General features: G+C 67.2%; 18 protein-coding genes. 7 read left to right on the top strand and 11 right to left on the bottom strand.

Annotation, left to right across the window (positions count from 1 at the left end; all coding sequences use genetic code 11):
• Positions 1–5 precede the first annotated feature (5 nt).
• Positions 6–818 carry a bifunctional DNA-formamidopyrimidine glycosylase/DNA-(apurinic or apyrimidinic site) lyase gene (gene mutM, locus F1640_RS11905; RefSeq protein ID WP_194919357.1) on the bottom strand — a complete coding sequence of 271 codons (813 nt, stop codon included), beginning with the start codon at positions 816–818 and terminating at the stop codon, positions 6–8.
• Between the two features lie 92 nt (positions 819–910).
• Between mutM and F1640_RS11900 the strand changes: the two genes are divergently transcribed.
• The 3 genes from F1640_RS11900 to F1640_RS11890 are packed head-to-tail and all read left to right on the top strand — an operon-like array spanning position 911 to position 4,390.
• Entirely contained in the window at positions 911–1,696 is a 786-nt protein-coding gene (locus F1640_RS11900; protein WP_194919355.1) for a class I SAM-dependent methyltransferase, read from the top strand.
• Between the two features lie 13 nt (positions 1,697–1,709).
• A complete protein-coding gene (gene ubiB / locus F1640_RS11895) occupies positions 1,710–3,269 on the top strand; it encodes a 2-polyprenylphenol 6-hydroxylase (RefSeq protein ID WP_194919353.1) in 1,560 nt (519 codons plus the stop codon).
• The gene (locus F1640_RS11890; protein ID WP_194919351.1) at positions 3,266–4,390 is read left to right on the top strand and encodes an acyltransferase; all 1,125 of its coding nucleotides are present in this window, start codon (positions 3,266–3,268) and stop codon (positions 4,388–4,390) included. The genes ubiB and F1640_RS11890 overlap by 4 nt, the downstream gene beginning before the upstream one ends.
• Before the next feature lie 17 nt (positions 4,391–4,407).
• Here F1640_RS11890 and F1640_RS11885 read toward each other — a convergent pair whose 3' ends face one another.
• Positions 4,408–4,851, bottom strand: coding sequence for a hypothetical protein (locus F1640_RS11885; RefSeq protein WP_194919349.1), 444 nt, complete (start codon positions 4,849–4,851; stop codon positions 4,408–4,410).
• Between the two features lie 93 nt (positions 4,852–4,944).
• Here F1640_RS11885 and coaBC point away from each other — a divergent pair, with 93 nt between their 5' ends.
• Entirely contained in the window at positions 4,945–6,135 is a 1,191-nt protein-coding gene (coaBC, locus tag F1640_RS11880) for a bifunctional phosphopantothenoylcysteine decarboxylase/phosphopantothenate--cysteine ligase CoaBC (RefSeq protein WP_194919347.1), read from the top strand.
• The gene (dut, locus tag F1640_RS11875) at positions 6,122–6,598 is read left to right on the top strand and encodes a dUTP diphosphatase (RefSeq protein WP_194919345.1); all 477 of its coding nucleotides are present in this window, start codon (positions 6,122–6,124) and stop codon (positions 6,596–6,598) included. Before coaBC ends, dut begins: the two co-directional genes overlap by 14 nt.
• Positions 6,599–6,744: 146 nt before the next feature.
• On the opposite strand, the gene F1640_RS11870 is transcribed toward dut, so the two are convergent.
• Positions 6,745–7,758, bottom strand: coding sequence for a nitronate monooxygenase family protein (locus F1640_RS11870; RefSeq protein WP_194919343.1), 1,014 nt, complete (start codon positions 7,756–7,758; stop codon positions 6,745–6,747).
• A 301-nt stretch (positions 7,759–8,059) separates the two neighbouring features.
• Positions 8,060–9,313, bottom strand: coding sequence for an aspartate kinase (locus F1640_RS11865; protein WP_194921405.1), 1,254 nt, complete (start codon positions 9,311–9,313; stop codon positions 8,060–8,062).
• Positions 9,314–9,422: 109 nt separating this feature from the next.
• Here F1640_RS11865 and ubiG point away from each other — a divergent pair, with 109 nt between their 5' ends.
• The gene (gene ubiG / locus F1640_RS11860; protein ID WP_124809736.1) at positions 9,423–10,166 is read left to right on the top strand and encodes a bifunctional 2-polyprenyl-6-hydroxyphenol methylase/3-demethylubiquinol 3-O-methyltransferase UbiG; all 744 of its coding nucleotides are present in this window, start codon (positions 9,423–9,425) and stop codon (positions 10,164–10,166) included.
• 4 nt (positions 10,167–10,170) lie between these two features.
• Positions 10,171–10,350: a hypothetical protein gene (locus tag F1640_RS11855; protein WP_124809735.1), complete on the top strand. Its 180-nt coding sequence runs from the start codon at positions 10,171–10,173 to the stop codon at positions 10,348–10,350.
• Between the two features lie 4 nt (positions 10,351–10,354).
• On the opposite strand, the gene F1640_RS11850 is transcribed toward F1640_RS11855, so the two are convergent.
• From F1640_RS11850 to F1640_RS11820, 7 genes are all read right to left on the bottom strand, one after another.
• Entirely contained in the window at positions 10,355–10,675 is a 321-nt protein-coding gene (locus F1640_RS11850) for a DUF1294 domain-containing protein (RefSeq protein WP_194919341.1), read from the bottom strand.
• A gap of 60 nt (positions 10,676–10,735) precedes the next feature.
• Positions 10,736–11,140: a thioesterase family protein gene (locus F1640_RS11845; protein ID WP_124809733.1), complete on the bottom strand. Its 405-nt coding sequence runs from the start codon at positions 11,138–11,140 to the stop codon at positions 10,736–10,738.
• Between the two features lie 53 nt (positions 11,141–11,193).
• Positions 11,194–11,730 carry an AAA family ATPase gene (locus tag F1640_RS11840; RefSeq protein WP_194919339.1) on the bottom strand — a complete coding sequence of 179 codons (537 nt, stop codon included), beginning with the start codon at positions 11,728–11,730 and terminating at the stop codon, positions 11,194–11,196.
• Positions 11,727–12,311 carry a nicotinamide riboside transporter PnuC gene (pnuC, locus tag F1640_RS11835; protein WP_125954478.1) on the bottom strand — a complete coding sequence of 195 codons (585 nt, stop codon included), beginning with the start codon at positions 12,309–12,311 and terminating at the stop codon, positions 11,727–11,729. The genes F1640_RS11840 and pnuC overlap by 4 nt, the downstream gene beginning before the upstream one ends.
• A gap of 13 nt (positions 12,312–12,324) precedes the next feature.
• Positions 12,325–12,672, bottom strand: coding sequence for an arsenate reductase (locus F1640_RS11830; protein ID WP_194919337.1), 348 nt, complete (start codon positions 12,670–12,672; stop codon positions 12,325–12,327).
• Between the two features lie 31 nt (positions 12,673–12,703).
• Positions 12,704–13,009, bottom strand: coding sequence for a hypothetical protein (locus F1640_RS11825; RefSeq protein WP_194919335.1), 306 nt, complete (start codon positions 13,007–13,009; stop codon positions 12,704–12,706).
• A gap of 511 nt (positions 13,010–13,520) precedes the next feature.
• Positions 13,521–13,832 carry an antibiotic biosynthesis monooxygenase gene (locus F1640_RS11820; protein WP_125954475.1) on the bottom strand — a complete coding sequence of 104 codons (312 nt, stop codon included), beginning with the start codon at positions 13,830–13,832 and terminating at the stop codon, positions 13,521–13,523.

Raw genomic sequence — 13,832 nt, 5'->3', positions numbered from 1 at the left:
TCCCGTCACGTCTGGCATGTGCGGCAGAAGAACGTGGAGCGGCCGCCCTGCACCACGCGCTCCACGGTGCCGCCGCAGGGGCATGGCTCGCCCTCGCGGCCATAGACGCGCCAGTCCTTGGCGAAATAGCCCAGTTCACCGTCGGGCCGGGCATAGTCGCGCAGGGTCGATCCCCCCGCCGCGATCGATTCCTCCAGCACCGCGCGGATCATCGGCACCAGCCGCTCCAGCGCCTTGCGGGTGACCTTGCCGCCCGCGCGCTCCGGATGGATGCCGGCGCGGTTCAGCGCCTCGCAGACGTAGATGTTGCCAAGGCCCGCCACGATGCGCTGGTCCAGCAGCAGCAGCTTGGCCGCCGCGGTGCGATCGCGAAAGGCAGCGGCGAGGTGCGCGGCCGTCAGGCCCGCGCCCAGCGGCTCCGGCCCCAGCGCGGCGAAGGCCGGCCAGGCTTCCAGCAACCGGGTATCGACGAGATCGACCGAGCCGAACCGCCGCGCGTCGTTCAGCGCCAGCACGTGCCCGTTGCCGGTTTCCAGCACCAGATGATCGTGCTTGCCGATGTCCGTTGGATCGATGCGCCAGCGGCCGGACATGCCCAAGTGGAACACCATCGTCCGGTCGCGGTCGGTGTGGACCAGCCCGTACTTGGCGCGCCGCCCCATCCCGGTCACGCGCGCGCCGGTCAGCGCCTGCGCCAGATCGGCGGGGAACGGGCGGCGCAGATCGGGCCGGTTGACGCGCACGCGCGCGATGGCCTGCCCTTCCAGCACGGTGGCCAGCCCGCGAACGGTGGTTTCGACTTCGGGTAGTTCGGGCATGATGTTTCTTTTTTGCGTTGATGCGCGCGGTGCCGGCCCACTCCCCTAACAGGCTTTGCCGTCCGGACAATTCCCCACTAAAGGCGCTTGGCATGAACACTGGCACATCGGGCACCGCAACGGACACCGCCGGAACGGGCAACACGCAGGGCGAAACCGCGTCCTTCGGCTACGAGGACGTTCCCGCCGAGGAGAAGATCGCCCGCGTCGGCGCGGTCTTTTCCAGCGTCGCGCGCAAATACGACGTGATGAATGATGCCATGTCGGTGGGGATGCACCGGCTGTGGAAGGACCGGTTCGTCAAGCGGGTGAAGCCGCGCGAGGGCGAATCGATTCTCGACATGGCCGGCGGCACCGGCGACATCGCCTTCCGCATGGCGGCTTCGGGCGCGGCGATCACCGTGTCCGACATCAACCAGGACATGCTCGACGTGGGCATCGAACGGGCGATGAAGCGCGGCATCGACGGCCTCGTCTGGTCGCGCCAGAACGCCGAGGAACTGAGCTTCGGCGATCGCTTCTTCGATGCCTACACGATCGCCTTCGGAATCCGTAACGTTACGCATATCGACCGGGCGCTGGCCGAGGCTTTCCGCGTGCTCAAGTTCGGCGGGCGGTTCTTCTGCCTGGAATTCTCGACCACCGAATGGCCGGGCTTCTCCGAGGTCTATGACGCCTATTCGCACAAGCTGGTGCCGAAGATCGGGCAGGCCATCGCCGGCGATGCCGACAGCTATCGCTACCTGATCGAATCGATCCGCCGCTTTCCGCCGATGCCGCAATTCGAGGGGATGATCCGCGCGGCGGGCTTCCGGCACACCAAGGTCGAACCGATCCTGGGCGGCCTTGTCGCCATCCATTCGGGCTGGAAGGTCTGAGGGAACGCCGGCCTTGACCCTGCCCGCCACCCATATCCGCCGCCTGCTGGGCTGGGGCCGCGTGCTGGCGCGGCACGGCGCGCTGCGCCTGCTCGAACAGAGCCCCAACACGCCCGCGCCGGTGCGCCGCCTGTGCCGCATCGCCCGGTTCGGCACGCGCCAGCCGGCGGAGCCCGACTACGCCGGCGCCTTCCGCGCGATCGGCCCGGCGGCGATCAAGCTGGGGCAGACGCTGGCCACCCGGCCCGATCTGGTGGGCGAGGAAGCCGCGCGCAACCTGCTGAGCCTGCAGGACCGCCTGCCCCCGGTGGCGTTCAAGCACATCCGGCACGAGATCGAGACCACGTTCGAGCGCCCGCTGGAAGCGATGTTCGCGGAATTCGATCCCGAACCGGTCGGCGCCGCCTCGGTCGCGCAGGTCCACCGCGCCACCACCACCGAAGGGCGCGAGGTGGCGGTCAAGGTGCTGCGCCCCGGCGTGCGCGAGAAGTTCACGCGCGATATCGAGACCTACGAATGGGCCGCCGCGCACCTGGAAGCGCTGGGCGGCGAGGCGAGCCGCCTGCGCCCGCGCCTTGTCATCGCCAACTTCAAGCGCTGGACCGTGCGCGAGCTGGACCTGCGGCGCGAGGCCGCCTCCGCCTCCGAACTCGCCGAACAGATGCACGCCTTCCCCGGCTATCGCATCCCCGCGATCGACTGGGACCGCACCAACGGCCGGGTGATGACGCTCGACTGGATCGACGGCATCAAGATCAGCGACAACGCCGCGCTCGACGCCGCCGGGCACGATCGCAAGGCGCTGGCCAGCCGGCTGGTGCTCGCCTTCCTGAACCAGGCGATCAGCGGCGGCTTCTTCCATGCCGACATGCACCAGGGCAACCTGTTCGTCGAAGCCGACGGCACCATCGCCGCGATCGATTTCGGCATCATGGGCCGCATCGACCGGCGCGCCCGCGCGTGGCTCGCCGAAATCCTCTATGGCCTCACCACCGGCAACTACCGCCGCGTGGCCGAGATCCATTTCGAGGCGCAATACGTGCCGAGCTACCATTCGGTCGACGAATTCGCGACCGCGCTGCGCGCCGTGGGCGAACCGATGCGCGGCAAGCCGGTCAGCGAGCTTTCGGTGGGCCAGATGCTCGACGGGCTGTTCGCGATCACCCGCGATTTCGACATGCAGACCCAGCCGCACCTGCTGCTGCTGCAGAAATCGATGGTCATGGTCGAAGGGATCGCCACCCAGCTCGATCCCGACATCAACATGTGGGATACCGCCGCGCCGTTCGTGCGCAGCTGGATCCGCGACGAACTCGGCCCCGAATCCGCGATTGCCGATCGCATCCGCGAGGATGCCGAAACGCTGCTGCGCCTGCCCGCGCTGGTCCGCCGGATCGAGGACCGCTTCCCCGCCAAGGGCGGCGCGCCCGAACCGCCGCCACTGCCCGCCGTGGAACTGATGTGGGAACGCAAGCGGGGCACCTCGTCCGGCGGCTGGGCCGGCTATGCGCTGGCCTTCGCGGCGGGCGCGGGCCTCACGCTCGCCGGCAGCCTGCTGGGCTGGTGGGGATGAACGCCGCGCCTCCTTCGGCGAAAGGCCGCCTGCGGCTTTCCAAGAGGCACTTCAACGCGCTCGATTTCTCGCGCCTGCTCGCGGCGGTGGCCGTGCTGTTCTGGCATTACCAGCACTTCTTCGTGCCGCCGGTCGAATACGGCTTCCACGTCCGGCGCTCGGCGGTGGTGCCGCTCTACCACGCGCTCGCCTGGCTCTACGACTACGGCCACACCGCCGTGCAGTATTTCTGGGCGGTCTCGGGCTTCGTCTTCGCGCACGTCTATCTGGCCGACACGCAGAGGCGCGGGCGCTTCTGGCTGGCGCGCGTGGCCCGGCTGTGGCCGCTGCACCTGCTGACGCTGATGCTCGTGGCGGTGCTGCAGGCGGCCTATGCGGGCCTCAACGGCACCGATTTCATCTACCACCAGAACAACCTCAAGCACTTCCTGCTCAGCCTGCCGCTGATGCAGTACTGGGGATGGCAGGATAACCAGTCGTTCAACGGCCCGTCGTGGTCGCTCTCCACCGAAATGCTCGCCTATGCGGTGTTCTGGCTGACGCTGCCCGCTTTGCGCCGCGCGCCGCTGGCGCTGGGGCTGCCGATCGCGGCGGGCTTCGTCTGGGCGGTGTTCGCCAAGCTGCCCGACCGGGACGTGATGGCCTGCATCGGCTATTTCTTCGGCGGAGTGGCCGTCTATGGCATGGCGCTGCGCGGCTGGTTGCGCCCGGCCACGCTGCTGCCGCTGGGCGCGCTGCTGGTGGCGGGGGCGTTCTGGGCCTGGAACGGCTGGCAATCGCGCGACATGGTGATCCTTGCCGGCACCTTCGCCGCGCTCTGCCTCACGCTCGCGCTCGATCTGGCCGACCGCCACGATCGCTTCGCCATCGGCCGGCAGCTGGGCGATGCCTCCTATGGCATCTACCTGTGGCACTTCCCCTTGCAGCTCATGCTGGTGTTGCTGATCGACGAGACGGTGGGCACGCGCCGCATCGCCAGCCAGCCCGCGTTCCTCGTCTTTTTCCTGGGCCTCGCCATCCTGGCGGGCTTCGCCTCGCACCGCTGGTTCGAACGGCCGGCGCAGCGCTGGGTGTTCCGCATGGCCAAGCGGCTGCGCGACCACCACCCGGCGCACGCCTGAGCCACGCCTGGATAGCCCTAAAATGCCCCTGGGCGGCTTCTAAGCGGCGATGTCGCTGATCCGGTGTGCGGCAGCAGTCGCCACGCCGCAAGCGCCAGAGCGACGTGGAAGGCCTCCACGCCCATCGGCAGGGGCCATTGCGGATAGGGACCGACCATCGCCACGTTCACCGCGCGGCCCACGAACGACACGCCGAACAGCAGCGCCGGCACCAGCAGCAGGTCCGCGTTGCGGCGCCAGGCGCCCCACATCATGCAGAACGCGCCGACGCCGAAGAACGAGGTGAAGTCCGCGCGGATCGTCGAAAGCCCCGCCGCCGCGCCCTGCGGCCCACCGGCCATGCCGATCGCCGCCACGCCCAGCCCCGCGCCGGCACTGCCGGGATCGAGCAGGAACGAAACCGCCATGAACAGGTCGAACAGGCCCGTCAGGAAAATCAGCGCGGTCACTACAAGACGCATATCGGTCCCTCCGTTTCGGGCCGGTGTGCCGCAAGTTCGCCTTTCGCGCAAAAGGATTGCGCGCGGGCGAACCGCATTGCACAAGCGCCGGCGATGAACGGACCGCGCATTCTCCTGATCGTCGGTGGCGGAATCGCCGCCTACAAGGCCGCCGAACTGGTGCGGCTGATCCGCAAGGAGGGCGGCTCGGTCACGTGCGTCCTGACCGAAGGCGGATCGCACTTCGTCACCCCGCTCACGCTCGCCGCGCTCAGCGAGAACCCCGTGCACACCACGCTGTGGGACCTCAAGAACGAGGTCGAGATGGGGCACATCCAGCTGTCACGGCAGGCCGATCTCGTCGTCGTCTGCCCGGCGACGGCCGATCTGCTCGCCCGCATGGCGGCGGGCGTGGCCGACGATCTGGCCACCACGCTGCTGCTGGCCACCGACAAGCCGGTGCTGGCCGTGCCGGCGATGAACGTGCGCATGTGGGGCCATCCCGCCACGCGGCGCAACGTGGCCACGCTGCGCGCCGATGGCGTGACCGTGCTGGAGCCGGACGAAGGCCCGATGGCCTGTGGCGAATACGGCCCCGGCCGCCTGCCCGAACCGCCCGCGATCTGGCAGGCGATCGCCGGCATGTGCGGCCCCGACGCGCGCCCGCTCGCCGGCAAGCACATCGTCGTCACCGCCGGCCCCACCCACGAACCGATCGATCCGGTGCGCTACATCGCCAACCGCTCCAGCGGGAAGCAGGGCTTCGCCATCGCCGCCGCCGCCGCGCGGGCCGGTGCGCGGGTGACGCTGGTGGCCGGCCCGGTCCAGTTGCCGACGCCACCGGGCGTGGACCGGGTGGACGTGGAAACCGCGCGCGCGATGGCCGCCGCGGTCGAGGCCGCGCTGCCCGCCGACGCCGCCGTGATGGTCGCCGCCGTGGCCGACTGGCGCGCGGCGGACGAAGCGCCGCAGAAGCTCAAGAAGGACGGCTCGGGCGAAATTCCGTCGCTGCGCCTTGCCGAAAATCCCGATATTCTCGCCACGCTCTGCCGTTCGCCCGCCCGCCCGCCGCTGGTCGTCGGCTTCGCGGCGGAGACCGAGACCGTGATCGCCCACGCGCAGGCCAAGCTGGCGCGCAAGGGCGCCGACTGGATCGTCGCCAACGACGTGTCGGGCGACGTGATGGGCGGCGCGTTGAACGCGGTCCATATCGTCACCGCCGCAGGGGTCGAAAGCCTGCCCGAAATGCCCAAGGACCAGGTCGCCTCCGCGCTGGTCGAAAGGATTGCCGATGCACTCGCCTGAAACCGCCGCCGTTCCCGTCCGCGTCAAGCGCCTCCCCGGCGCCGGGGACCTGCCGCTGCCCGCCTATGCCACCGCCGGCGCGGCGGGCATGGACGTGGTTTCGGCCGAGGACGTGACCCTAGCCCCCGGCGCGCGCCATGCCGTCGCCACCGGCCTTGCCGTGGCGATTCCGCAAGGGTTCGAGATCCAGGTCCGTCCGCGTTCGGGCCTCGCGCTCAAGCACGGCGTCACCGTGCCCAACACGCCCGGCACGATCGATTCGGATTATCGCGGCGAATTGAAGGTCATCCTGATCAACCTGGGCGCCGAACCCTTCGCCATCCGGCGCGGCGATCGCGTGGCGCAGCTGGTGCTCGCCCCGGTCACGCAGGCCAGCTGGCTGGAAGTGGACGAACTGGACGAAACCGCGCGCGGCGAAGGCGGCTTCGGATCGACCGGCGGGGTCGTTGCCTTCAGCGGTTAGGGCAGGGCGCACCGGGACCGGGGCATTTCGTCATTGCGAGCGCAAGCGAAGCAATCCAGCGCTCTGGATTGCCGCGGGGCTTCGCCCCTCGCAATGACGAGCTAGGGGACGACTTAGGGGACGATTTCAGGACGGTTTTTCCGGCTTCAGCCGCGCGCGTTCAGCGCGGCTTCGCTTTCCGCCAGCAATTGCGCGATGATCGCGGTGACGGGTTCCTCCTTCGTCACCATGCCCACCGATTGCCCGGCCATGATCGATCCGCGCTCGACATCGCCGTCGATCACCGCGCGGCGCAGCGCGCCGGCCCAGAAATGCTCGATTTCGAGCTGCGCCGCCGCCATGTCCACCGTGCCCTGGTCCAGCAGCCGCGCCACTTCCACCTGCTTGGCGGTGAATTCCTCGGTGCCCTTGTTCTTCAGCGCGCGCACCGGGATCACCGGCAGGCGCGGATCGACCTGGACCGAGGCGATCGCATCGCGCGCGTTGGCGCGGAAGAACGCCTGCTTGAACGCGGGATGCGCGATGGATTCGCTGGCGCAGGCAAAGCGCGTGCCCAGCTGCACGCCGCTGGCGCCCATTTCGAGGTAGGAGGCGATCATCTCGCCCCGGCCGATGCCGCCGGCCACGAACACCACGTGCTCTTCCGCCAGCGCCGGCAGGAATTCCTGCGCCAGCACGCTGGTGGACACCGGGCCGATATGGCCGCCGGCCTCGCTGCCTTCGATCACCAGCGCGTCCGCGCCCGAGCGCAGCAACTTCTTCGCCAGCGCCAGCGTGGGCGCGAAAACCAGCACTTTCGCGCCGAAATCCTTGATCGCTTCCACGCTGCCCTTGGGCGGAATGCCGCCCGCCAGCACCACGTGGCCCACGCCGTGCCGGGCGCAGACCGCGATCAGGTCGAACAGCTGGGGGTGCATGGTGATGAGGTTCACGCCGAACGGGCGGGCCGTCAGCGCCTTGGTCCCCGCGATTTCGGCATCGAGCAGTTCGGGCGTCATCGCGCCGCAGGCGATCACGCCGAAGCCGCCGGCGTTGCTGATCGCGGCCACCAGATTGCGTTCGGAAACCCAGCTCATCGCGCCGCACAGGATGGCATGTTCGGTGCCGAGGAACGCCGCGCCGCGCGCCATCAGCGCTGAAGTCTTCACAGGTGCCGTCATCAGGGTTCCCATCGTCCGTGCCAGAGCGGCAGCCCCTTAGGCCGCGCGGCGTGCGCCGACAAGAGCGGGGCGGCAAGAGCAGGGTGCGCTGCGGACAATGATCGGCGCAAGCGATGACTGTGACCGCTTTATCCCGTTTTACCAATCAGAGGGCAGAGCCTATACCGGTTTCAACACGAAGCGAACCCGCTTCCCCGTTCCGGACTGGCACCATCCCCTCCCCCAGAGCCAGTCGGGTCGCGCCCCGCCTCCGGTTTACCCCCCTATCCGGAGGCGGGGTTTCGCTTTCAGAAACAGTCTTTTACGCGGCGTCCAGCCCATAGGCGGTGTGGAGCACGCGCACCGCGAGTTCGGTCTCGTCCTCGTCGATCAGCACGGAAACCTTGATTTCGCTGGTAGAAATCGCCTGGATGTTGATCCCGCGATCGGCCAGCGCCTTGAACATCGTGCCGGCCACGCCCGCGTGGCTGCGCATGCCCACGCCCACGACGCTGATCTTGGCGACCTTGCTGTCGGCGATGATCCGGTAATAGCCGATCGTGTCCTTCTGCTCTTCCAGCAGCGCCTGCGTGCGCGCCAGGTCCGCCTGCGGCACGGTGAAGGTCACGTCGGTCTCGCCCTTGTCCTTGGCGACGTTCTGGATGATCATGTCGACGTTGATGTTGGCTTCGGCCAGCGGGCCGAAAATGGTCGCCACCGCGCCCGGCCGGTCGGCAATGCGCGTCAGGGTGACCTTGGCGTCGTTCTTGTCGGCGGCGATGCCGGTGATCAACTGACGTTCCATTTCCAATCCTTCCAGTTCCCCGATCAGTTCATCCTCGCTGACGATCATCGTGCCGGGGATGCTGTCCGCCGGCGGCGCGTCGTCGTCGATGAAGGATGACAACACCTGCACCCGCACGCCTTCCTTCATGGCAAGGCTGACCGAGCGGGTCTGCAGGACCTTCGAGCCGACCGAGGCCAGCTCGAGCATTTCCTCGAACGTCACGTTCTTGAGCTTGCGCGCCTTGGCGACGATGCGGGGGTCGGTGGTATAGACGCCGTCGACGTCGGTATAGATGTCGCAGCGGTCGGCTTTCACCGCCGCTGCCACGGCCACCGCCGAGGTGTCGGAACCGCCCCGGCCCAGCGTGGTCACGCGGTTGTCCGCGGTAAGTCCCTGAAAACCGGGAATAACGGCGATCTCGCCCGCGGCCATCGAGGCCAGCAGGGCGTCGGAATCGATCGTCTCGATGCGAGCCTTGGCATGGGCGTCATCGGTGCGGACGGGCAATTGCCAGCCCAGCCACGAACGCGCCTTGCAGCCCAGCGCCTGGAGATGCATCGCGAGCAGCCCCGACGTGACCTGTTCGCCGCTGGCCACGACAACGTCGTATTCGGCGGGATCATAAAGGGGATTGGCTTCGCGGCAGAAATTGACGAGGCGGTCGGTCTCCCCGGCCATCGCCGAAACCACCACCGCCACTTCGTGCCCGGCCGCCTGCTGGCGCTGCACGATCCGCGCGACACGGCGGATGCGCTCGGTGCCGGCCATTGATGTGCCGCCGAATTTCATCACGATCCGGGCCAAGGGGGTACTCCTGCCTGTGGGCGCAACGCACTGCGCAACAATCTTGCCCGCACAGCCCCTCGCCGTGCGGCGGGCGTCCTGTTAGGGATGCGTCATGAGCAATGCAACACCCTCGGCACTCGCGCCCACCATTCGCCCGGAGGAGGCGGCGCATTTCGGCAAGCTCGCGCAGGACTGGTGGAACCCGAAGGGCTCCTCGGCCATGCTGCACCGTCTCAACCCGGTGCGGCTGGGCTTCATCCGAAACGCCATCGATTCGCATTTCGGTACCAATCCCCGCTCGCTTAAGCCACTGGCAGGCCGGCGCGCGCTGGATGTAGGCTGCGGCGCCGGTCTGCTGTGCGAACCGCTTGCCCGGATGGGCGCGGCGGTTACTGGCGTCGACGCGGCGGCAGAGAACGTCGCGGCGGCGCAGACCCATGCGGCGGGCGGTGGCTTGGCCATCACCTATCGCCTGGGAGAGATCGGCGCACTGGACCTTGCCGGTTTCGACCTCGTCACCGCCATGGAGGTGATCGAGCACGTGGCCGACAAACCTGCCTTCGTCGCGGCGCTAGCGGCAGCGCTGGGCGAAGACGGGCTGATGGTCCTTTCCACCCCCAACCGCACGGCAGCTGCTCGCCTGCTGCTGGTGGAAGGGGCGGAAACGCTGGGCATGGTGCCCCGCGGTACGCACCACTGGGACGATTTCGTCACCCCGGTGGAATTGCATGACCTGCTCTCCGAAGCAGGCCTGGTCATGGGTAATCCAATCGGTATCGCTTACAGTCCGACCAAGGGTTTGCACCTGTCGGATAATCTCGCACTCAATTACATAGTCACGGCAAGAAAGGGCTGATTCCATGGCCGAACGCTTTGAACGGCACAAACAACCCTGGACTGCTGATGAAATACATAAGCTACACACACTCGCAAAGAAGGGCATGGCGCTGAAGGCTATTGCCAAGGCGCTCACCCGCAGTGAGGAATCGGTGAAAATTCGGGCCAAGAACGATGGCCTGGGTATTGTGAAACTGCGCTAGACGCTCAGGGCGGCAGCGGTTTGGCGAGAGCCCAGACCTTCCAGCCGGCAAGAGCCGTGACGGGCGGGAACGGGTTGACGTGCAAGACGCGCGGGAGCAGTTCCGTGTGGGTCTTGTGGCGAAACAGGCTGCTCCAGAGCGACGCCCCCAGCGTTCCACGAAGGAACGCCAGATGCAGCAAGGTGCCCTCGCTGATGCGCGAGCGCCTTGCGCGGGCTTTCCATTTCAGGATGCCGAACAAGGCCACGGCCAGCATGGACAACGCTACGAGCGCCTTCGCGAGGAAGGCTGGCGTCAGCAGCAGCGCGATGATTGCAGTAGTCATAAGCGGCATGGTAACCGCATATGGTTAACAATCGGTTTTACCGGATTTCGGGGCGCCGCGTCACTCGCCCGAAGGCAGGAACTTTTCCACCAGATCGCGCGCCAGCCGGGCGGGGCGGTGTGTCACCGCGTCCACGCAGCACCAGCTGGAACGGACTTCGGCCAGCACGTCCTCGCCGCGCTTGATCACGGTTTCGTAGAAGGCCTTGGCGCCCTGCACCTTTTCCAGCACGACATGCGCGATCACCGTATCGTCCAGAAAAGTTGGCCGGCGATAGGTGATTTCGTGCTTGAGCGCGACCCACAGGTGCCGCGCCACCGCTTCCGCCGGGGCCAGCGCCTGCCAGTGGTCGATCACCGCCTCCTGCACCCATTTCAGGTAGCTGGCGTTGTTGACATGGCCCATGAAGTCGATGTCCGCCGGATCGACATTGATGGGATAGAGATGGGGATTCGCGTTATTCACAAGAATGTAGATAACACGAATCGCGCGGGGCCAACAGGGCCGCGCGCCACTCTTTATCGCGCCGGCGGCTTCGACCCGGCGCGGCGCAACGCTTCCTCGATCGCCGCCACCGTCTGCGCCTCGCGGAACGGCCAGTCGCCCGCGATCCGGCGATAGGTCACGCCCGTGCGCACCAGCATGTCCTCGGCGATCGCGGCGAAGCGCGCGCGCTTCTCTTCGGTGCCGAAAAAGCGCGTGCCGTCGGCCACCCACGGCACGTCCGGCTCGAACAGCAGGTACAGATCCGCCTTGGGATAGGCCAGCAGCGCCTCGGGCACGTCGTCGAACAGCATCTGCGCCCAGGCCGCCGTCATCAGCGGATCGGTATCCAGCACCAGCACCTGCGGCTGGAGCAGCGCCGCCCCCCGCACTGCCCGGTCGTGCCCCTCGGCGATCTCCAGCAGGTCGCCCATGGTCAGTTCCAGCCCCATGGTTTCGCAGAACGAACGCCCGTATTCGGGCACCCACGGCCAGCCGAACCGCTTGCGCAACCGGTCGGCCAGCACCGATTTGCCGGTGCTTTCGGCGCCATGAAAACAGACCTGGATCACGCAAACACCTCATTCCCCGCCGGCCGCCGCGCCGCGCCGATCCACGCGCGCAGGCCCACCGCCGACATCACCAGAAACGCGCCGTACAGCGCCGCCAGCAGCGGCAACCCCCGCGCCAGATAGAGCGCGATCGAAACCACGTCGATCGCGATCCACAGCACCCAGTTCTCGATCCGGCGAAACGACAGCAGGAACTGCGCGGCGATGCTCGCCCCCGTCACCGCCGAATCCGCAAAGGGCAGCGCGGCATTGGTGAAGCGGTGCATCGCCCAGCCCAGCGACAGGCTGAGCGCCGCCGTCACCCCGGCCCACGCGATCCGCTGCCGCGCGCTCATCCAGCCCACCGGCACGCCAGCTTCCTCGCCGCCTTTCGCCCGGCTCCACAGCCACCAGCCCCAGCCGTTGACCACGAAAAAGAACGCCTGCAGCCCGGTTTCGCCATAGAGCCGCGCGCGGAACAGCACGAAGGCCGTGGCCGTCACCATCGCCATGGCGGCGGGGAAGTTCCACACCGACCGCCGCACCAGCAGGGCGATGTTGATCAGGCCCAGAACGGCGGCCAGGGCCTCGACGGGGTTCACCGGCGCGCGCCGCTCAGCCCAGCGCCGCCGCCCATTCGGCGTCCTTGAACCCCACCAGCAGCCCACCGGGATATTCCACGATCGGCCGCTTGATGGTGGAGGTATGCTCCGCCATCAGCGCCACCGCCTTGTCCGCGTCGAGATCGGACTTGGCCGCGTCGTCCAGCTTGCGGAAGGTGGTGCCCGCCTTGTTGAGCACCTTGTCCAGCCCCGCCTGCGCCACCCAGCCCGCGATCCGCGCCGGGTCCGCGCCCTGCTTCTTGTAGTCGTGGAAGGTATAGGCGATGCCCCGCGCCTCCAGCCAGACGCGCGCTTTCTTCACGGTATCGCAGTTCGCGATTCCAAACATGGTCAATGCCATCAATTAAGTCCCAGCTATCCGCACTCAGAAATCAGCGGGTCATCCCGATCCATAAAGCCCCATTCAAGAGGGTTAGCGCGACGGCGAGGGAGATTCCCCAACGCCCCCGTCCGCCGGAGACAAGAACGAAGCTCGAAATCACCAATGCCCCAAGGATACCGTATTCCAAATGGCTGAACTCGCCCAAACGGCACCCTTTATCCCGATGGCAACCCATGGCGTCTGCCCACCCTTCATCATACTTGGCCTGAAGAAGGACCGAGAAATAGGAAGCAGCAGCCACCGCCGGGGCCACATAAAGGTGCAATCTCTTTAGGGAAGAAGAAGAAGCGTTCATGACCGCTTCCTCGCTCTGGGAATTTTGCCTACAACCCTTGCAAACTGCTCGCAATTCGCAATTCCGAATATGGTTAACGTCACTTCCGCCTCCTGCGAAACCAAAGCCTGACTGAGCGAGGCAGGAAATAGCCGCACCCCAGCATACTGGCGCCAGCGAAGGCTAGGAATGCGTTTGTAGCCAGTTCGCTTTTGGAAACCGCCGCACTCCAGTTGCTCGCCACCAAAAGCACGAGAACGAACGCGGAAAGCGAGGCGGCGGAGCCCCTGTCGATATTGCGCTCAGTCAAGCTCGAGTTCACGCGCAACGATTTTGTACGGCAACCGCTTTCGATTGCTCGCAGTTGGGAATGCCGTAAACGGTCAGGGCCACGCGCCGATCCTTTGCGTCAGACTTTCCAGTCCCTTAGCGTCGATCGGCATGGGCGGCAAACGGCGCGATTACGGATGCGGCGCTCCACGCCCGCTCATCCTAAGCCTGTCGCAGGATGCGCGCCGGCGATCGGGCGGCGCTATGCCCCGTCCCGGCAGAAGCGGCGCGTCCGCGTGGGGTTGCCGGCATAAAGCGTGTAATCCTGGTAGTAGGCATCGCGCGAACGCCCCTGCACCTCGATGTGCGCCACCTGCCGCCGCCAGCCCAGCGCGGCCTCCTCGCTTTCCCATTCGGACAGCGCCAGCACCTCGCCATCGTCGGCGTGGTAGCTCTTGAACGAGACGAAGCCGGGCTGCGTGCGCGCCAGGCGCTCCATGCGCGCGGCATCGACGGAATAGGCATCGGCATCGATGTCGGCGCGCTTGCGGTTGCGGAAAACGACGATGAACAT

The sequence above is a fragment of the Novosphingobium sp. NBM11 genome (assembly GCF_015390225.1).
Lineage (GTDB): Bacteria > Pseudomonadota > Alphaproteobacteria > Sphingomonadales > Sphingomonadaceae > Novosphingobium.
This window is presented reverse-complemented; position numbering and strand designations above follow the sequence as displayed.

Excerpts from the sequence above, each read along its gene's own strand:
- dut (WP_194919345.1), top strand. The coding sequence starts at position 6,122 with ATGCACTCGCCTGAAACCGCCGCCGTTCCCGTCCGCGTCAAGCGCCTC.
- F1640_RS11830 (WP_194919337.1), bottom strand. The coding sequence starts at position 12,672 with ATGGCATTGACCATGTTTGGAATCGCGAACTGCGATACCGTGAAGAAA.
- F1640_RS11870 (WP_194919343.1), bottom strand. The coding sequence starts at position 7,758 with ATGACGGCACCTGTGAAGACTTCAGCGCTGATGGCGCGCGGCGCGGCG.
- F1640_RS11850 (WP_194919341.1), bottom strand. The coding sequence starts at position 10,675 with ATGACTACTGCAATCATCGCGCTGCTGCTGACGCCAGCCTTCCTCGCG.
- F1640_RS11820 (WP_125954475.1), bottom strand. The coding sequence starts at position 13,832 with ATGTTCATCGTCGTTTTCCGCAACCGCAAGCGCGCCGACATCGATGCC.
- F1640_RS11865 (WP_194921405.1), bottom strand. The coding sequence starts at position 9,313 with ATGAAATTCGGCGGCACATCAATGGCCGGCACCGAGCGCATCCGCCGT.
- mutM (WP_194919357.1), bottom strand. The coding sequence starts at position 818 with ATGCCCGAACTACCCGAAGTCGAAACCACCGTTCGCGGGCTGGCCACC.
- F1640_RS11890 (WP_194919351.1), top strand. The coding sequence starts at position 3,266 with ATGAACGCCGCGCCTCCTTCGGCGAAAGGCCGCCTGCGGCTTTCCAAG.
- ubiG (WP_124809736.1), top strand. The coding sequence starts at position 9,423 with ATGAGCAATGCAACACCCTCGGCACTCGCGCCCACCATTCGCCCGGAG.
- coaBC (WP_194919347.1), top strand. The coding sequence starts at position 4,945 with ATGAACGGACCGCGCATTCTCCTGATCGTCGGTGGCGGAATCGCCGCC.
- F1640_RS11825 (WP_194919335.1), bottom strand. The coding sequence starts at position 13,009 with ATGAACGCTTCTTCTTCTTCCCTAAAGAGATTGCACCTTTATGTGGCC.
- F1640_RS11885 (WP_194919349.1), bottom strand. The coding sequence starts at position 4,851 with ATGCGTCTTGTAGTGACCGCGCTGATTTTCCTGACGGGCCTGTTCGAC.
- F1640_RS11900 (WP_194919355.1), top strand. The coding sequence starts at position 911 with ATGAACACTGGCACATCGGGCACCGCAACGGACACCGCCGGAACGGGC.
- F1640_RS11855 (WP_124809735.1), top strand. The coding sequence starts at position 10,171 with ATGGCCGAACGCTTTGAACGGCACAAACAACCCTGGACTGCTGATGAA.